Annotated in this window: 13 protein-coding genes and 1 other RNA gene; 9 read left to right on the top strand and 5 right to left on the bottom strand. The window is 71.5% G+C overall.

Features of this window, described 5'->3' with window-relative positions; translation table 11 throughout:
• Positions 1-96: 96 nt before the first annotated feature.
• Positions 97-1257: a glycosyltransferase gene (locus tag MKK55_RS03545; protein WP_409566009.1), complete on the bottom strand. Its 1161-nt coding sequence runs from the start codon at positions 1255-1257 to the stop codon at positions 97-99.
• 223 nt (positions 1258-1480) lie between these two features.
• Between MKK55_RS03545 and MKK55_RS03550 the strand changes: the two genes are divergently transcribed.
• Both MKK55_RS03550 and MKK55_RS03555 read left to right on the top strand, forming a co-directional pair.
• On the top strand, positions 1481-2704 hold the full coding sequence (locus MKK55_RS03550) for a DUF1972 domain-containing protein (protein WP_243933316.1): 1224 nt from the start codon (positions 1481-1483) through the stop codon (positions 2702-2704).
• A gap of 2 nt (positions 2705-2706) precedes the next feature.
• Complete coding sequence (locus MKK55_RS03555; protein WP_243933317.1) at positions 2707-3960, top strand: glycoside hydrolase family 5 protein; 1254 nt, start codon at positions 2707-2709, stop codon at positions 3958-3960.
• Here the strand turns inward: MKK55_RS03555 and MKK55_RS03560 are convergent.
• Together MKK55_RS03560 and MKK55_RS03565 are read right to left on the bottom strand one after the other, a co-directional pair.
• Positions 3914-5248, bottom strand: a complete 1335-nt coding sequence (locus MKK55_RS03560) for a VpsF family polysaccharide biosynthesis protein (protein ID WP_243933318.1) — start codon at positions 5246-5248, stop codon at positions 3914-3916. The genes MKK55_RS03555 and MKK55_RS03560 overlap by 47 nt on opposite strands.
• A 10-nt stretch (positions 5249-5258) precedes the next feature.
• The gene (locus MKK55_RS03565) at positions 5259-7361 is read right to left on the bottom strand and encodes a GumC family protein (protein WP_243933319.1); all 2103 of its coding nucleotides are present in this window, start codon (positions 7359-7361) and stop codon (positions 5259-5261) included.
• Positions 7362-7714: 353 nt separating this feature from the next.
• Between MKK55_RS03565 and MKK55_RS03570 the strand changes: the two genes are divergently transcribed.
• The 6 genes from MKK55_RS03570 to MKK55_RS03595 all read left to right on the top strand — a co-directional run bounded on the left by MKK55_RS03570 (position 7715) and on the right by MKK55_RS03595 (position 12998).
• The gene (locus tag MKK55_RS03570; RefSeq protein ID WP_313898952.1) at positions 7715-9190 is read left to right on the top strand and encodes a formyl transferase; all 1476 of its coding nucleotides are present in this window, start codon (positions 7715-7717) and stop codon (positions 9188-9190) included.
• A gap of 63 nt (positions 9191-9253) precedes the next feature.
• Positions 9254-9410, top strand: a non-coding RNA gene (gene ssrS, locus MKK55_RS03575) — 6S RNA.
• The gene (locus tag MKK55_RS03580; protein ID WP_243933321.1) at positions 9400-9987 is read left to right on the top strand and encodes a 5-formyltetrahydrofolate cyclo-ligase; all 588 of its coding nucleotides are present in this window, start codon (positions 9400-9402) and stop codon (positions 9985-9987) included. The genes ssrS and MKK55_RS03580 overlap by 11 nt, the downstream gene beginning before the upstream one ends.
• A 2-nt stretch (positions 9988-9989) precedes the next feature.
• Entirely contained in the window at positions 9990-10808 is an 819-nt protein-coding gene (locus MKK55_RS03585) for a TIGR00282 family metallophosphoesterase (RefSeq protein ID WP_243933323.1), read from the top strand.
• A 268-nt stretch (positions 10809-11076) separates the two neighbouring features.
• On the top strand, positions 11077-11985 hold the full coding sequence (locus MKK55_RS03590) for a MotA/TolQ/ExbB proton channel family protein (RefSeq protein WP_243933401.1): 909 nt from the start codon (positions 11077-11079) through the stop codon (positions 11983-11985).
• On the top strand, positions 11985-12998 hold the full coding sequence (locus MKK55_RS03595) for a peptidoglycan -binding protein (protein ID WP_243933325.1): 1014 nt from the start codon (positions 11985-11987) through the stop codon (positions 12996-12998). Before MKK55_RS03590 ends, MKK55_RS03595 begins: the two co-directional genes overlap by 1 nt.
• 107 nt (positions 12999-13105) lie before the next feature.
• On the opposite strand, the gene MKK55_RS03600 is transcribed toward MKK55_RS03595, so the two are convergent.
• A complete protein-coding gene (locus tag MKK55_RS03600) occupies positions 13106-14131 on the bottom strand; it encodes a D-cysteine desulfhydrase family protein (protein WP_243933327.1) in 1026 nt (341 codons plus the stop codon).
• A gap of 65 nt (positions 14132-14196) precedes the next feature.
• On the bottom strand, positions 14197-16041 hold the full coding sequence (locus MKK55_RS03605) for an ABC transporter transmembrane domain-containing protein (RefSeq protein ID WP_243933329.1): 1845 nt from the start codon (positions 16039-16041) through the stop codon (positions 14197-14199).
• A 261-nt stretch (positions 16042-16302) separates the two neighbouring features.
• Here MKK55_RS03605 and rpmE point away from each other — a divergent pair, with 261 nt between their 5' ends.
• On the top strand, positions 16303-16554 hold the full coding sequence (rpmE, locus tag MKK55_RS03610; RefSeq protein WP_147728574.1) for a 50S ribosomal protein L31: 252 nt from the start codon (positions 16303-16305) through the stop codon (positions 16552-16554).
• The last annotated feature ends 27 nt before the right edge of the window (positions 16555-16581 follow it).

Genomic DNA, 16581 nt, shown 5'->3' on the forward strand with positions numbered 1-16581 from the left:
CTTCGGTCTTGGCTAACGGAGCGTTGCGCAGAGCACGCACAAGAGGGCCGATGCCGGCGGGCTTCGCAGGTCCGGCGGTCGGGCGGACCGCCCCCGTCAGCCGGCGGAGTTCGACGGGGCGTTCGCCGGCGTGCGGGTGCCGGGCACACGGGCGGGCTCGCCCTGGAAGGTCAGGCGCAGCATCGCCGCGATTCCCTCGGCCGCGAGCTTCTCGTCGAAGATGCGCTCGTAGCGGGAGCGCGCCGCCGCCGGATACCCCGTCCACAGGTCCGGGCGGGTGACGATCTCGGCGAGCGCCCGCGACAAGGCCTCGACGTTGCCGGGGGGCACGACCCATCCGGTCGCGCGATCCTCGACGATCTCGGTGAGGCCGCCGATGCCGGAGACCAACGGCGGGATGCCGTAGGCCAGCGCCTCGATCGCGACGCGTCCGAGCGACTCCGGCAGCTGCGACGGCACCGTGACCACGTCCGCCCAGCGGTAGAGCGAAGCGGGGTCGGCGACGAACGGCGAGCAGGTGACCTGCCCCGACAGTCCGGCCTCGGCGACCTGTGCGGCCAGCGCCGCCTCGCGGGCGTCGTCCTCGAAGGCGCTGCCGACGATCTTCAGCTCGATGCGCGACCGGATCGCCTCCGGCAGCCGCCGGATCGCCTCGACCAAGACCTCCTGGCCCTTGATGCGGCTGATCCGCCCGAGCATCAGCAGGCGCAGCGGACGGCTGCCGTCGTAGCGCGCGGTGTTGGGCAGGGCCGGGCCGGCGATGCCGTTGTAGACCACGCGCACGGTCGCATCCTTCGGCATCGCGAAGGCGGCCTGCGTCGCCCGCGAGTTGAAGATGATGTTCGCCCGGCTCCAGCGGATCAGGTTGCGCAGCACCGTCAGGGTCGCCCCCTCCGGAATCTCATGGACATGGACGACGGTTCGGCCGGGCAGGAGCCGCGCGGCCAGCAGGTAGTCCGCCACGACGGTGGTGTTCACGTAGACGAGATCGCTGGCCCGGATGCGCCGGAGCGCGCGGGCGACGGCGAAGGGCAGGGCTGCCATGCCGAGCGTCGCCAGCCGCAGCAGGTTGCGCCGGCGCAGCACCCAGATCGGCTCGATCACGATCCGCGACGCGGCGTCCTCCAGCATCGCGACGATCGGGCCGGCCTTGGGCAGCACCACGTCGATCCAGGCCTGCGGATAGGCCTCGCGGATCGTCCGCACCGTCTCGCAGAAGCTGCGATCCGATCCGTAGAGCTCGTAGCCCTGATGCACGCAGGTGATGCGGCGGACGGCGCGTCCGTCCCGCGCGGCGAGGAACCCGCCCGGCGCCCGAACATTCCCGTCCGTGAAAGAATACCCGGTTCGAAGTATTGGATCAGCACGCATAAGTTGAATTAACCACTGATGCAACAACTATTGGTTGTATTCCGGAGACGCTTCGTTAGTAAGTCTTCTCGCATACCGGAAGTTGACTGAAATCGGAAGGGGTTCGCGTATGCGGGATCTTGCGCCGGCGCTCCTAATTCTTGGGACGCGCGGCATCCCTGCGTCGCATGGCGGGTTCGAGACGTTCGCGGAACGGCTCGCGCTGCATCTCGCCGCGCGCGGCTGGCGCGTCGGCGTCTACTGCGAGCGGGATGTCGAGCGGGTCGGGCGGCGCGTCTCCACCACGATGTGGCGGGGGATCGAGCTGATCACCGTGGAGGTCGCCGCGACCGGCCCGGCGGCGACGTTGGCCTTCGACGCGTTCTGCGCGCACGACGCCGTGACGCGCGGCGGCGTCTGCCTCGTGCTCGGCTACAACGGGGCGATCTTCCTGCCGTATCTCAGGCTGCGCGGCGCCACGATCCTGACCAACATGGACGGCATCGAGTGGCGGCGCCCGAAATGGTCCTTGGCGGTGCGGGCGTTCTTCTGGGTGAGCGAGTGGATCGCGGCCTGGAGCTCGCACCGGCTGATCGCCGACCACCCGGCGATCGCCGACCATCTCGCGACCCGCCGTCCGCGCCGGTCGATCGCGACGATCCCCTACGGCGGCGACCCGATCCGCGCGCCGAAGGAAGCGCCGATCCAGACGCTCGGGCTCGAACCCGATCGATTCCTCGTCTCGATCGCGCGGATCGAGCCCGACAACAACGTGCTGGCCTTCGTCGAGGCGTTCTCAAGGAAGCCGCGCTCTGCCAAGCTGGTGGTGCTCGGCACGTTCGACCCGAGCAACGCCTACCACCGGGCGTTGCGGCGAGCGGCAGGGGAGGGCGTGGTGTTCCCAGGCGCGATCTACGAGGCCGAGACGGTCCAGGCGCTGCGCCACCATGCCCGCGCCTACCTACACGGGCACACGGTCGGCGGCACCAACCCTTCGCTGGTCGAGGCCCTGTGGGCCGGCAATGCGGTGATCGCGCACGACAACGCCTTCAATCGCGGCACTGCGGGCGACGGCCAGTTCTACTTCTCCGACGTGGACGGATGCGAGCGGGCGATCGAGACCGTTCTCGGCGACGACGCGGCCGTCGCGGCCGCCCGTGCAGCGGCCCGGCGGAGGTCCGCCGCCTTTTCGTGGAACGACATCCTGGCCGCCTACGAGCGCGAGGCGCGCCGGCTCGGCGGATATCCGCCGATGTCCGAGCCGATCACGGACGATGTGCCGGCGATGCGCCCGGGTGCGGGCGGCCTGCCGCTCCGCCGGACGGCCGGCGCCGCGGCGGATCCGGTCGCCTGACGATGGCGACGGACCGCCGTACGGTGATCGGCGGCGCGCTCGCCATGACGCTCGCCGGGCCGGTCGCAGCCGCGACGCCCGAGCCGGTGGTGCTGCGCCGTGGCATCAGCCTGTGGCCGTGGTTCTCGCTGACCCGGGAATACCCCGCGCCGCGCACCGACTACGCCTGGCCGCCGTTCCAGCCCGACCGCCCGGTGCCGAATGCCGGCGACCTGCGGCAGCTGGCGGAGGCCGGATTCGATTTCGTGCGCCTGCCGATCGATCCCGGCCCGTTCGCCGCCTTCGCCGGCGCGCAGCGGGAGCGGCTGTTCGCGATGCTGTCCGAGGCGGTCGATCTGATCCTCGCGAGCCGGCTGTCGTTGGTGCTGAACGTCCAGGCCAACGCCGCGACCCACCACTACAACCCCGATCGGTTCTACGGGACGGCGACGGCGCCGCTGCTTCCCGCCTACCGCGACGTCGTCGTCGAGCTCGCCCGGCGCTTCGGCGGGCGGGCGCCCGGCCGCATCGCCCTGGAACCGGTCAACGAGCCGCCGCAGGCCTGCGGGGCGGTGGCCTGGAACCGGGTGCAGGCGGCGCTCCTCGGCGCGGCGCGGAAGGCGGCGCCTGCCATGACGCTGGTCGCGACCGGCGCCTGCGGCGGCATGGGCTCGGGCCTCACGGCCCTCGACCCCGCCTCCTTCGCCGCCCTCGCTCCGGTGCTCTTCACCTTCCACTTCTACGAGCCCTACCTGTTCTCGCACCAGGGCGCGCCCTGGATGAAGGACGAGCCGATCTATCGGGCGCTCAACGACGTGCCGTGGCCGGCGCGCGCGGGCACGCTTGACGCGACGCTGGCGGCGGTCCGCGCCCGCATGCGCGCCGACACCGCGACCTCCGACGCGGACAAGGCGGCGGCCTACGCCGTCACCGAGACGAAGATGAAGGAGTACTTCGCCGCCGACCCGGACCGCGGCTACCTCGAACGCAATCTCGCCGACATCCGAACCTGGGCCGACCTCTACGGCATCGCGCCGCGACGGATCCTGATGGGGGAGTTCGGCGCCCTGAGGAGCGATGCGCGCTACGTCGCGTCGCGCGCCCCCGATCGCGCCCGCTACATCCGCGACGTCCGCGAGGCGGCGGAGGCCGCGGGCTTCGCCTGGGCGTTCTGGAACCTGTTCGACGGGCTCGGCCTGATGGACGACGCCCACCGCATCGATCCCGCGATCATCGCCGCGCTGGGCCTGACGATGCCGGGGACGGCGAGGCGCTGAGCGGGCGGCGCGGGTACAGCACCAGCAGCATCAGCGCGAACTTGGCGAGGAGGGTCGTCTTCCCGCCGATGCTCTCGAAGGTGTTGATCAGCACGACGAAGGCGAGGATCGGCAGGAACACGCCGTGCCGGCACTGCCGCGCCACCTCGTAGAGGAACAGCGCGATCGCGACGATCAGCAGCACCGTCATCGCGACGCCGTTGTAGAGGAGGCTGCGCACGATCGGGTTCTCGATGCCCCATTCGAGGCCGTACATCCGACGCAGGGTGTCGACGATCGACGGATCGGGCCCGACCAGGAGATCGCGGAACGGGATCGCATCGAAGATCGCCAGCATCTCGACGCGGGCATTGGCGCTGCCGCCGTCCGAGACGAAGCGCTCGAGCAGCGCGTCGAAGAAGCCGCCGACGGCGAGCCCGCCGACGACGATCGGCACCATCGTCAGCATCAACACGGCGATCGCCGCCCCGAGCAGCGGCACGCGCCCGGTGCGGAGCGCCCGGTTGAGGGCGACCACCGCGAAGACGCTGCCGAAGCACAGCGTCACCACCGTCGCCGAGCGTCCGCCGAAGGTGATCAGCGCCACCAGCTGCAGGGTGATGAAGCCGGCGCGGGTGATCGGACGGAGCTGGCCGCCGCCGTTGAACAGGGCGAGGATGTAGCAGGCGGTCAACGTCGCGTTGGCCAGCGGATGGCCCTGCAGCGCCGCCGAGCGCGTGTCGGTGTCGAAGGCCTGCCCGTCCATGCGGAACGGGAAGAAGCGCTGGCCGCTCACGAACTCGACGAGGCCGAGCGCGGCGTTGGCGACCATGACCGCGTGCACCACGATCTCCACGTGCCGCATGGTGATCGCGTCCCGGTCGGCCATCAGGATCACGACGAGGCCGGTGAGCACGTAGGTGTCGAGCGAGCCGGCAAGCCCGGTCCCGTTCCGCGAGGCGATGAAGGCGAGCAGCCCGAAGCCGACGAGGCAGAGCAGCACGCTCGCGGGACGCCGCTCGGCCGCCGCCGCCATCGGGATCACCGGGTTGCCGGCCCGCAGCATCGTCCAGCCGAACAGGAACACCGCGAGGTAGGTCGCGGGATGGACCTTCTGCGCCGCCGAGCCGGTGATGCCGTCGTAGTTGATGCCCACGGCCCAGAGCATGCCGCCCGACAGGCCGCAGGTGACCAGGGCGAGCACGACCAGGGCCCAGGACTCGAACCGCGAGAGGGAGGGCAGCGGGAACGCCTGCGGCTGCCGCCGGGCCGCGTGCGCCGGCGTCGTCGGGCGGTACGCCTGCGTCACGATCGGTTCCTCAGCTCGCCGCGCGCGCGTCGAGCAGCAGCGAGCCGGAGACCGGCCGGCCCAGGGCCTCCGAGGTGCCGACGAGGCTGAGGAGGTCGCGCTGGCGGGTGGCGCCGTTGCGCACGATCAGCAGCAGGCGGTCGGCGGCCGCCGCGACCGGCCCGATCCGCAGGTTCTCGGACAAGACGCCGCCGTCGAGGATGACCAGCTCGTAGCGCCCCTTCACCCCGGCGAGGAAGCGCTCGACGTTGGTGCGCAGGAACGCGTCGCGCACCGGCTTCTGCGCGTCGCCCATGCCCATCCGACGCGCGCCGGTCGCAGGATCGAGGCGGGTGACGGCGTTCAGGCTCTGCTCGCCGCGGAGCACGTCGAGGAGGCCGCCGACGCTCGAATCGTCGATCCGCATGTCGGCGTCGACGATCAGCACCCGCTCGCCGCGCGCCACCGCGACGGAGGCGAGCAGGTCGATCACCGCCTTGCGGTCGGCGTCGTCCGCCTCGCCGGAGGTGACGAGGATGCTGATCGAGCGGCCGCCATCGGTCGATTCGTGGAGGTGGTCGAGGGTGAAGCCCGCCGCCGACGCGCTGGCGCCGTCGCTCCGGCGGCGCAGGCGCGGCAGGGTCGCGACGACCGGCGCGTTCGACAGGCGCTCGAGCTGGCGCTGCGACAGCACCGTCGGCTCGGCATATTCCCGAACCAGGGCGAAGCCGGTGCCGAGGCCGAGGCCGGCGAGCGAGGCCGCAAGCACTAGGAACAGCCGCGGCGGCCAGGAGGCGTCCGCCGGCGGGCGCGCCCAGGTGATGACGCGGGCGTTCGTGCTGTCGATCCCGGTCTGCTCCTTCAGCTCGCGCGAGCGCACGAGGAAGTTGTTGTAGACGGTGCGGCTCGCGTCGACGTCGCGCTCCAGCTCGCGCAGGCGGATGCTCGACTGGGCGCTGACCGCGGATTGCTTCTGGAGCTTCTCGAGGTCGGCGGTGAGCGTGCGCTCGTTGGCCTGCGCCCGCTGATACTCCGACTCCGCCGCCTGAGCGATGCGGCCGAGCTCGCCGTCGATCAGCTGCTTCACGTCCTGCATCTGCGCCCGCGTCGCGGCGATGAACGGGTGCCGCTCGCCGAGATTGGTGCGCAGGTCCGCCTCCTTGCTCGCCAGCTCGGCGTACTGGCCGCGCAGGCGGTCGATCACCGAGGATTGGATCGCCTCGGGCGTCGCGCCGGCGGCGAAGGGCCGTCCGCGGGCGTCCTTGACGCCCTGGAGGCGGGCGCGCGCCTCGGCCGTGCGGGTTCGGGCCGCGACCACGCGGGCGTTGCTGTCGGTGAGCTGCTGCTCGCCGACGAGGCGCCCGCTGGACGCGATCAGGCCGTTCTTCGCCTTGTAGTCCTCCAGCCGCAGGTCGGCCTGGTTCACCGCGTTGCGCAGGTCGTCGAGGCGGCCGCGCAGCTCGCCCGATGCGCGCTTGGCGCCCTCGGCCCGGGCCTCGGTCTGGTCCGACAGGTAGGATTTGGCGATGGCGTTGACGATCCGCGCCGACTTGTCCGGATCGGTGGTGGTGACGATCACGTCGACGACGAAGACCTTGTCGGCACGCTTCACCGAGAGCTTGCGCCGAAGCCGGTCGAGGGACTGCCCGCGTGCGTCGACGACCTTGTCCGGCTGCCGCCCGGCGATCATCTCACGGAGGGAGCGCACGGCGCGCCCGACGATGCCGGTGCTCGCCGCACCGAACTCGGGATCCTTGTCCAGCCCGGTCTCGGCGATGGCGCGCGACAGCACGGTGTCCGATTCGATCACGCGGACCTGGCTCTCGACCTGCGTCACGCCGCCGTCGGGCGACAGCGCTCCGGGATTGACGTCGTTGTTCACGACGACGCGGTCGCGTGGATCGATCATGAGTTGCGCGGTCGCGGTATAGAGGGACGGCGTGAGGACGGCGTAGGCCAGGGCCGCCAAGCCCAGCACGCTCGCCGTGCCGAGGATCAGCTTCCAGCGCCGGAACAGGATGCGCCACAGGTCGCCGAGCTCGGCCGTGGTCTCGGGCTTGGATGTGACCACGCGCTCGGGCGCGACCGGCTCGATCCAGGCCGAAACGGCAAGGTTTCTGTTCAGCTGTGCCACCGTGGGCCACCGTCGTGTCAAATTGGGTCAGTTTTACGGACGCCTGACCGGATACTGCAAGGTGCGCGCGACTGAATGAAAATCCCTCAAGACTGCGTAGTACCCCGGGTTCGGACCTCGCTTCTTCGGGTAAGGGTTAATGTCGATCGGGCGGCGGCCTCTGTCTTCAAGGTTATCTTCTCGGTCACGAAATTGGTGATAGATCGCAACGACGGATTGCACCGGGTATCCCGGTTCCTGGCGCCGAACGCGACGGGCGGGGACGCGGCGTTCGCCGGGACGTTCGAGAGGGATCGGTCGGCGGCATGCGTCTCAGGTTGCGTCTCGACGGTCGGAGGCCGCGCCTTTGGCACGTGCACCTGCTCCGTCGGATCGCCGTCCTGCCGGGCGTCGACGCGATCGAGATCGATGCGCGCCCCGGGCCGGACGCGTGGCCGGCCAACGCCGACTTGCTGTTCTCGCTCGAGACGCTGATCCACCGCCTGCCGCGATCGGGCGCCTCGTCGCCGGCGCAGGATCGCGACCTGTCCGCGTGGCGGCCGACCGGGCATGCACGGCCGGATCTGATCGTCGACCTCTGCGGCGACGTCGCCGCCGCGGAGGCCGGCTCGATCTGGCGGTTGTCCTACGACGGCCGGCCGGGCGAGGCCGGCCTGCTCGCGAGCCTCCTGGCCGGGCGGGCCCCGATGATGGCGCTCGCCGACGGGAGCCGGCTCGTCGCATCGGGTCGCGCGGGCACCGAACGCCGCGGGGTGATGCTGACCTCCTTCGACGACGCGCTGATCCGCACGGTGTCCCTGCTGGCGGCAGCGCTCGCCGGGCGCCACGAGGGCGGCCCCGCGACGGGACGCCCCGGGATCGCGGCACCACCGGCCGAGCTCACGGCCCCCCAGATCCTGTCACGCACCGGGCGCATCCTCGCCCACGCCGTCGCGCAGCGGCTCTACCACCTGTGCTACCATGCCCCGCACTGGCGGGTCGGCTGGCGCCGGCTCGACGGGCCGGACGTGATCGACCTTCGCCGGCACCCCGACACCGGCTGGACCACCCTGCCCGACGACGGCCGGCGCTTCTACGCCGACCCGTTCCCCCTCGATCATCGCGGCGAGACCTGGCTGTTCGTCGAGGATTTCGTCCACGCGACGGCCAAGGGCATCGTCTCGGCGGTACGGTTCTCGGCCGACGGACCGATTGGCGTGCCGATTCCGGTGCTGGAGGAGGCCCATCACCTCTCCTATCCGTTCGTGTTCGAACGCGCGGGCGAGGCCTGGATGGTGCCCGAGACCGGCAGCGCCGGCACGATCGACCTCTACCGCGCCACCGCCTTTCCGGGCGGCTGGGTGAAGGAGGCGACGCTGGTCTCCGACGTCGTCGCCAGCGACGCGACCCTGGTCGAGCACGGCGGCCTGTGGTGGATGTTCGCGACCGTCCGTGATGCGCCGCTCGGCGCGGCGCTCGGCAGCGGCTCGTACTCGGATGCGCTCCATCTCTGGTCGGCACCGGATTTTCGCGGGCCCTGGACGCCGCATGCCCACAACCCGGTGCTGGTCGACGTCGCCTCGGCGCGGCCGGCCGGACGCATCGTCGCGCGCGACGGAGCCCTGATCCGCCCGATCCAGGATTGCGCCGAGGGCTACGGCCGGGCGCTGGCGCTCGCCCGGATCGACCGCCTCGACGCGGAGGGCTACGCGCAGACCGTAAAGACGAGGCTGACCGCCGGGCCGTCCTGGCCCGGCACCCGCCTCCACACCCTCAACCGGTCGGCGACGCTCGAATGCATCGACGGGTCGGCGCGCTCGCCCCGCCTGCGCACCCTGCTCGGCCGCTGATTTCGCGACGCTCGGCGCTCGCGCCCCCTGGCGCGGACGGGGGCGCACCGCTACATGTGTCGGGCGGGGCTGCAGAGTCCGTCAGGAGCACTTTCCCCGGGGCCTTATCGACTCCCCCGGGAGCTGTCCCTGGCCTCGTCCCTGGACTTGGCCAACACGGCGCCCACCTACACTGTAGGTTTCCCGGGATCGATCCTCCAACGGCTCACGTGGCTCCGCACTCGACCTCCTCCGACAAAGCCGCCCTGCGAAGCGACGCGCTCGCACGGCGCGACGCCCTCGACCCGGAGATCCGGCGCGCCGGATCGCTGGCGATCGCCGAGCATGCCCTCACGGTCGCGGGCCTCGCCGAGGCCGCCCTCGTCGGCGCCTTCTGGCCGATCCGCAGCGAGGCCGACCCGCGCCCGCTGATCGAGTGCTTGTTCGCCCGCGGCCAGCGCGTCGCGCTGCCGAAGGTCACGCCGGACGGCCTGGTGTTCCGCGAGTGGCGCGCGGGCGAGACGCTGGTCGCCGGCCGCTTCGGCCTCAGCGAGCCGCGCGACGACCTGCCGGCCCTCGACCCGACCGCCCTGATCGTGCCGCTCGCCGCCTTCGACCGGCGCGGCCAGCGCATCGGCTACGGCCGCGGCTACTACGACCAGGCGATCAGCCGACTGTCGCGCAGCGGCCCGGTGCTGACCATCGGCATCGCCTTCTCGGTCCAGGAGATCCAGCGGGTCCCGGCCGAGCCGCACGATCGCCCCCTCGACCACCTCGTGACCGAGGCCGGGTTCGTTCCCCTCACCAAAGACCTCTGACGATGCGGCTTCTCTTTCTCGGCGACGTGGTCGGGCGTCCCGGCCGAAAGGCCGTCACCGACCGGCTTCCCGCCTTGCGCGAGCGCTGGCGGCTCGATTGCGTGGTCGTGAACGGCGAGAACGCGGCCGGCGGGTTCGGCATCACCGAGTCGATCTGCGACGAGATCCTCGGGGCCGGCGCCGACGCGGTGACGCTCGGCAACCACTCCTTCGATCAGCGCGAGGCGCTGGTCTTCATCGCCCGCCAGCCGAAGCTGGTCCGGCCGGCGAACTACCCGCCCGGCACGCCGGGCCGGGGCGCCACCATCGTCGAGACCCGGGCCGGCGCCCGCGTCCTCGTCGTCAACGTGATGGGTCGGCTATTCATCGACGCGCTGGACGACCCCTTCGCCGCGGTCGAGCGCGAGCTGTCCGCCTGCCCGCTGGGCGAGGCCGCCGATGCGGTCATCGTCGACGTCCATGCCGAGGCGACCAGCGAGAAGCAGGCCTTCGGCGTGTTCCTCGACGGCCGCGCCAGCCTCGTCGTCGGCACCCACACCCACGTCCCGACCGGCGATCACCGCATCCTGCCCGGCGGCACGGCCTACCTGACGGATGCCGGGATGTGCGGCGATTACGACTCGGTGCTCGGCATGCAGAAGGAGGAGCCGCTGCGGCGATTCCTGCAGAAGACGCCGGGCGCCCGCCTCGAAGCGGCGCAAGGGGAGGGCACCCTGTGCGGCATCGCCGTCGAGACCAATGCGGACGGCCTCGCCGTCGCGGTCTCGGCGGTTCGCCTCGGGCCTCATCTCGAGGAGACTTGGCCGCGGGATTGGGATTAGTCCGCACTGAACGATGTGAACGCGCGCTGTGCGGCTTGATCGCATCGGAGGCTGACGCCACAGTGCCGGCCTGCTCGATCGAGGCCGCCGATCATCTTCGGGAGACGACCTCGCGCCACCTTCCGAAGAGTCGCGACCGATGGCCGCCCGTTCCGACACCGCGTTTCCCGCACAGCCGAGTGCGGACAGGCCGATCGGCAAGAGTGCGGCGGGCAAGATTCCGGCGGCCAGGAGACCGATCGCGAAGCCGGGCATCTACCTCGTCCGGATGCTGGTCTTCCTGATCCTGGTCGGGTTCCTCGCCTTCATCCTGTTTCGCCAGATCACGCCCGCCTTCCAGGCCAATCCGGGGCTCAACGGCCTGATCCTCGGCGTGCTCCTCATCGCGGTGCTGCTGGCCTTCGGGCAGGTGATCCGGCTCTACCGCGAGGCGTCCTACGTCAACGCAGTCGCCTTGGGGGAGGCGGCCAAGCGCCCGCCGCGCCTCGTCGTCCCGCTGGTGCCGGCGATCCAGGCCCGGCGCGACGGCGCGACGCTGCCGGGGGTGCGGGCCTTCCTCGACACCGTCGCCGCGCGCCTCGACGAGGGCCGCGACACCCTGCGCTACATCGCCGGCATCCTGATCCTGCTCGGCCTGCTCGGCACGTTCTGGGGCCTCATCGACACGCTCTCGGCGGTCGGCTCGGTGATCAAGTCGATGCGTGGCGGCGGCGAGGCCAGCGTGATGTTCGACGAGCTGAAGAACGGGCTGGCCGTGCCGCTCGGCGGCATCGGCCTGGCGTTCTCGGCGTCGCTGTTCGGCTTGGCGAGCTCGCTCATCACCGGCTTCCTCGACCTGCAGGCGAGCCAGGCCCATGCCCGCTTCCACAACGAGCTGGAGGACTGGCTGGTCTCGGGCGAGGAGGCGGCCGCGCCCGCGCCGGTTCAGGCGCGGCAGGAGCCGGTCGCGGTCGAGGCGCTGCAGGAAGCCGTCGACCGCCTGACCACCGTCGTGTCGGAAGGCGCCAACGGGCGGGCGGCTACGCTGGCGATGACCAACCTCGCCGAGGGCATCCAGGGGCTCGTCCAGCACATGCGCGCCGAGCAGCAGATGATCCGCGACTGGGTCGAGGCCCAAGCCGGCCGCGAGCGCGAGATGAAGCAGGTGCTCGACCGGCTCGGCCGCGAGCGGGTCTGATGGCCTCCCGCCTCGTCCGCCGCGACCGCGGCGTCAACGTCTGGCCGGGCTACGTCGACGCGCTGGCGACGCTGCTCTTGTCGGTGGTGTTCCTGCTGACGATCTTCGTCGTCGGCCAGTTCTTCCTGTCGCAGGAGCTGACCGGGCGCGACACGGTACTGGCCAAGCTCAACCGCCAGATCGTCGACCTCACCGACCTGCTGGCGCTCGAGCGCTCGAACCGGCGCGGGCAGGAGGAGACGGCGCAGGCGCTCCGCAACACCCTGCTCGCGACCGAGGCCGAGCGCGACCGGGCCCGCGCCGAGGCCGCGGCGACGGCCTCGAGCAAGGGCCAGGCAAGCGACCTCGACAGGCAGCTCCAGGCCGAGCGCGGCGCGGCCGGCCGGGCGCAGTCGCAGATCGACATGCTCAACGACCAGATCGGCGCGATGCGGCGCCAGCTCGCGGCGCTCGAGGATGCGCTCGCGGCTTCCGAGAGCCGCGACCGCGAGAGCCAGGCCCGCATCGCCGACCTCGGCAGCCGCCTCAACGTCGCGCTTGCGCAGAAGGTGCAGGAGCTTGCCCGATACCGCTCCGACTTCTTCGGCCGGCTGCGGCAGATCCTCGGCAATCGCACCGACATCCGCGTCGTCGGCGACCGCTTCGTGCTGCAATCCGAGGTGCTGTTCCCGGTAGGCTCCGCCTCGCTGAAGGCCGAGGCCGGCCCGGAGCTCGACCGGATCGCGGGGGCGATCCTCGACCTCGCCAAGCAGATCCCGGCGGACCTGCCCTGGGTGCTGCGGGTCGACGGCCATACCGATTCGCGCCCGATCGCCAGCGCGCAGTTCCCGTCGAACTGGTCACTCTCGGCGGCGCGCGCCATCGCCGTCGTGCAGTACCTCGCGAGCAAGGGCCTGCCGCCGCAGCGGCTGCTTGCCGGCGCCTTCGGCGAGTTCCAGCCGCTCGACGCCGGCACCACCGACGAGGCCTACGCGAAGAACCGCCGGATCGAGATGAAGCTGACCGAGCGCTAAAGCATTGTCGAGCGAGGTGGATCCCGGCTCGCGTGAAGACAATGCGATCCCACGACACGATAGAGCATTTTCCGTGACCCGGGGATCACGGAAAATGCTCCAGGGGCTTACGCTTCGGCGAACGCGCTTCGATACGCGAACAGCCCCGGCACCCCGCCGGTCATCAGGAACAGCACCGCCTCGCCCGGCCGGTAGCGGCCGGCGCGGACGTCGTGCAGCAGGCCGGCGAAGGCCTTGCCGCTGTAGACCGGATCGAGCAGCACGCCTTCGCTGCGGGCCATCAGGCGCACGGCCTCGCGCATCGCATCGGTCGGGATGCCGTAGCCCGGGCCGCGATGGCTTCCGTCGATCACGATGTCGGAAGCGGACAGCGCCGCGCCGGGCTTCAGCAGCCCCAGGGTCGCGTTGGCCTTGGCCAGCGTCTCGGCCTCGGCGTGGTCTTGCGCCGCGAGCACCGCGTAGGACTTCGCGAGCCTCGGATCGCGACCGATCGCGAATAGCCCGGCGGCGAGGCCGGCATGGGTGCCGGCGCTGCCGTTGGCGGTCAGGATGTGGGTGAAGGTCACGCCCATCGCCTCGGCCTGCCCGGCGATCTCCTCGGCGCAGGCGGCGTAGCCGAGGCTGCCGACCGGGCTCGAACCGCCGGACGGGAACACGTAGACCCGCCGCCCCTCGGCCCGCAGCGCGTTCGCGCGGACCTCGGCGGCGGCGAGCGAGTCGGCGTCGGCCGGCAATTCGTGGACGCGGGCGCCGAACAGGTCGTCGAGGAAGCGGTTGCCGTTGCCGACGTAGTCCGGGTCGGTGCGCGGCACGCTCCGGCTCAGGAAGAGTTCGCAAGCGAAGTTCTCGCGCGCGGCGGCAGCGGCGGTGAGGCGCGCATGGTTCGATTGCAGCGCGCCGACCGTGATCACGGTATCGGCGTTCTCGGCGCGGGCCGCCCCGAGCAGGAACTCGAGCTTCCTGAGCTTGTTGCCGCCCCCGCCGACCGGCGCGAGGTCGTCGCGCTTCACGAACAGGCGGACCCCGTTAAACGCCGGGCCCAGGGCCGCCGAGAGCCGGTCGAGCGGCTGGATCGGCGTCGGACGCTCGAGGAGCGCGAGACGGGGGAAGCGGGCAAGGTCGAGACGGCTCATGCCACGGGTCTACCGCGTCGCGCGGCCGGGTTGAACCGGCAACCTCCGATTGCGCGATCGCGACGCTACTCCGCGGCGGAGACGCTCACCCCGCGCAGGCGCGGCTCCTTGCCCCGGGCGGTCTCGTCGAGGGCATCGGTGAACTGCAGGGCGGCGAGCTGCGCGTAGAGCGCGCCCTGCGCCAGCAGGCTCTCGTGGGTGCCGTCCTCGACGATGCGGCCGTCGTCGAGGACGAGGATGCGGTCGGCGGCGCGGATGGTGGCGAGGCGATGGGCGATGACCAGGGTCGTGCGCCCGCGCATCAGCCCGTCGAGCGCCGACTGCACCGCGCGCTCGCTCTCGGCATCGAGCGCCGAGGTCGCCTCGTCGAGGAGCAGGATCGGCGCGTCCTTCAGGATCGCGCGGGCGATGGCGACGCGCTGGCGCTGGCCGCCGGACAGGGTGACGCCGCGCTCGCCCACCGGCGTGGCGTAGCCCTGTGGCAGGGCGCGGATGAAGCCGTCGGCATGGGCCAGCTCGGCCGCGCGCTGCACCTCCGCGTCGCTCGCCTGCGGCCGGCCGTAGCGGATGTTCTCGGCGACCGAGCCCGAGAACACGGTCGGGTCCTGCGGCACCAGCGACATGCGGGCGCGCAGGGCCTCCGGGTCGACGCGCGCGACGTCGACCCCGTCGACGAGCACCCGGCCCGATTGCGGATCGTAGAAGCGCAGCAGCAGCTGCAGCACCGTGCTCTTGCCGGCGCCCGAGGGGCCGACGATGGCGATGCGCTCGCCGGGCGCCGCGGTGAAGGCGATGCCGTCGAGGGCGGCCGTCATGTCGCGGGTCGGGTAGGCGAAGCGCACCGCCTCGAACGCGACGGCGCCGCGGGCCGGCACCGGCATCGGCACCGGATCGGCCGGCGGCTTGATCGCCGGCACGGCGGCCAGGATCTCGCCGAGGCGCTCGGCCGCGCCTGCGGCCTGGGCGAGCTCGCCGTAGACTTCCGAGAGCTGCCCGAGCGCGCTCGCGCCGAAGACGGCGTAGAGCACGAACTGCGACAGCTGCCCGGCGCTCATGGTGTGGGCGAGCACCCCTTGCGCGCCGTACCACATCACCCCGACGACGGAGGCCGAGATCAGGAAGATCGCCACGCCGGTGAGCAGCGCGCGGGCGCGGATCGATTCGCCGGCGGCCGAATAGGCGTTCTCGGAGGCCTGCGCGAAGCGGTCGGCGGTGGCCCGGCCCATGCCGAAGGCCTGCATCGTGCGGACCGCGCCGACCGCTTCCGCCGCGTAAGCGGAGGCGTCGGCGAGGCGGTCCTGCGCCGCGCGCGAGCGGCGTCGGACGCCGCGGCCGGAGACGATCAGCGGGAACACGATCAGCGGGATCGCGACCAGCACCAGCACCGACAGCCTCGGGCTGGTGATCACCATCATCGCGACGGCGCCGACGAACAGGAACAGGTTGCGCAGCAGGATCGAGATCGAGACGCCGAACACCGCCTTGACCTGGGTCGCGTCGGCGGTGAGCCGCGAGACGATCTCGCCCGACTGCGTCTTGTCGAAGAAGGCGGGATCGAGCAGCGTCAGCTGCCGGAAGACGGCGCTGCGGAGGTTGGCCACCACGCGCTCGCCCAGCGTCACCACCGTGTAGTACCGGGCGGCGCTCGACAGGGCGAGCACCGCGACGACGCCGAGCAGCGCCAGGAAGTAGGCGTTGATCATGCTCTCGCCCTCGGGCGAGAAGCCGTGATCAATCACCCGGCGCATGGCGATCGGCACCGTCAGCGTCGCCGCCGAGGCCGCCAGCAGCGACAGGAAGGCGGCAACGATCCGCCCGCGATAGGCCGCCGCGAAGGGGATCAGCGGCCGCAGCGAGCTCAGCGGGGCCTTGTCGCGACCTTCGGCGGGCGGGTTCTTCTTGCGGGCCATCACGCCTCTGGTGTTTCGTCCCTCGTCCGCGCGACAAGCATGCTTGTGAGCGGCCGGAGCCTGCGGTATACGCGCGCCTTCTTCCGATTGCGCGTGTGCAATGGCCGCGGGCCGCCAAGACGGGCCGTCGGCTTCGCATGAGCGGTTCGCACGAACGTGAGGTTCGTGGCAACGGTCCGATCACAGAGTTTCAACCCACGGATCTTACGGGCCGCGCCCTCCGCGCTCCCGGAGTTCGTGCACCGTCGAGGACGAGACGTCATGGCAAAGAGCGCGGCCGACAAGGCCAAGGGGACCGAGCACCCCGAATACCACTTCATCAAGGTCGTGATGACCGACGGCACCGAGTACCGGACGCGCTCGACCTACGGCAGCGAAGGCGACACCCTGAACCTCGACATCGATCCGCTGACGCACCCGGCCTGGACCGGCGGCGAGCAGAAGATGCTCGATCGCGGCGGCCGCGTCTCGCGCTTCACCTCGCGCTTCGGCAACCTCGTCGGCCGCAAGTAAGGGTTTCGATCCCCGCCTCGGCGTGCT

This window comes from Methylobacterium sp. J-059 (assembly GCF_022829485.1).
Lineage (GTDB): Bacteria > Pseudomonadota > Alphaproteobacteria > Rhizobiales > Beijerinckiaceae > Methylobacterium.

Coding starts and splice junctions, on each gene's coding strand:
- MKK55_RS03585 (WP_243933323.1), top strand. CDS start 9,990: ATGCGGCTTCTCTTTCTCGGCGACGTGGTCGGGCGTCCCGGCCGAAAG.
- MKK55_RS03605 (WP_243933329.1), bottom strand. CDS start 16,041: ATGGCCCGCAAGAAGAACCCGCCCGCCGAAGGTCGCGACAAGGCCCCG.
- MKK55_RS03590 (WP_243933401.1), top strand. CDS start 11,077: ATGCTGGTCTTCCTGATCCTGGTCGGGTTCCTCGCCTTCATCCTGTTT.
- MKK55_RS03555 (WP_243933317.1), top strand. CDS start 2,707: ATGGCGACGGACCGCCGTACGGTGATCGGCGGCGCGCTCGCCATGACG.
- MKK55_RS03550 (WP_243933316.1), top strand. CDS start 1,481: ATGCGGGATCTTGCGCCGGCGCTCCTAATTCTTGGGACGCGCGGCATC.
- MKK55_RS03595 (WP_243933325.1), top strand. CDS start 11,985: ATGGCCTCCCGCCTCGTCCGCCGCGACCGCGGCGTCAACGTCTGGCCG.
- MKK55_RS03600 (WP_243933327.1), bottom strand. CDS start 14,131: ATGAGCCGTCTCGACCTTGCCCGCTTCCCCCGTCTCGCGCTCCTCGAG.
- rpmE (WP_147728574.1), top strand. CDS start 16,303: ATGGCAAAGAGCGCGGCCGACAAGGCCAAGGGGACCGAGCACCCCGAA.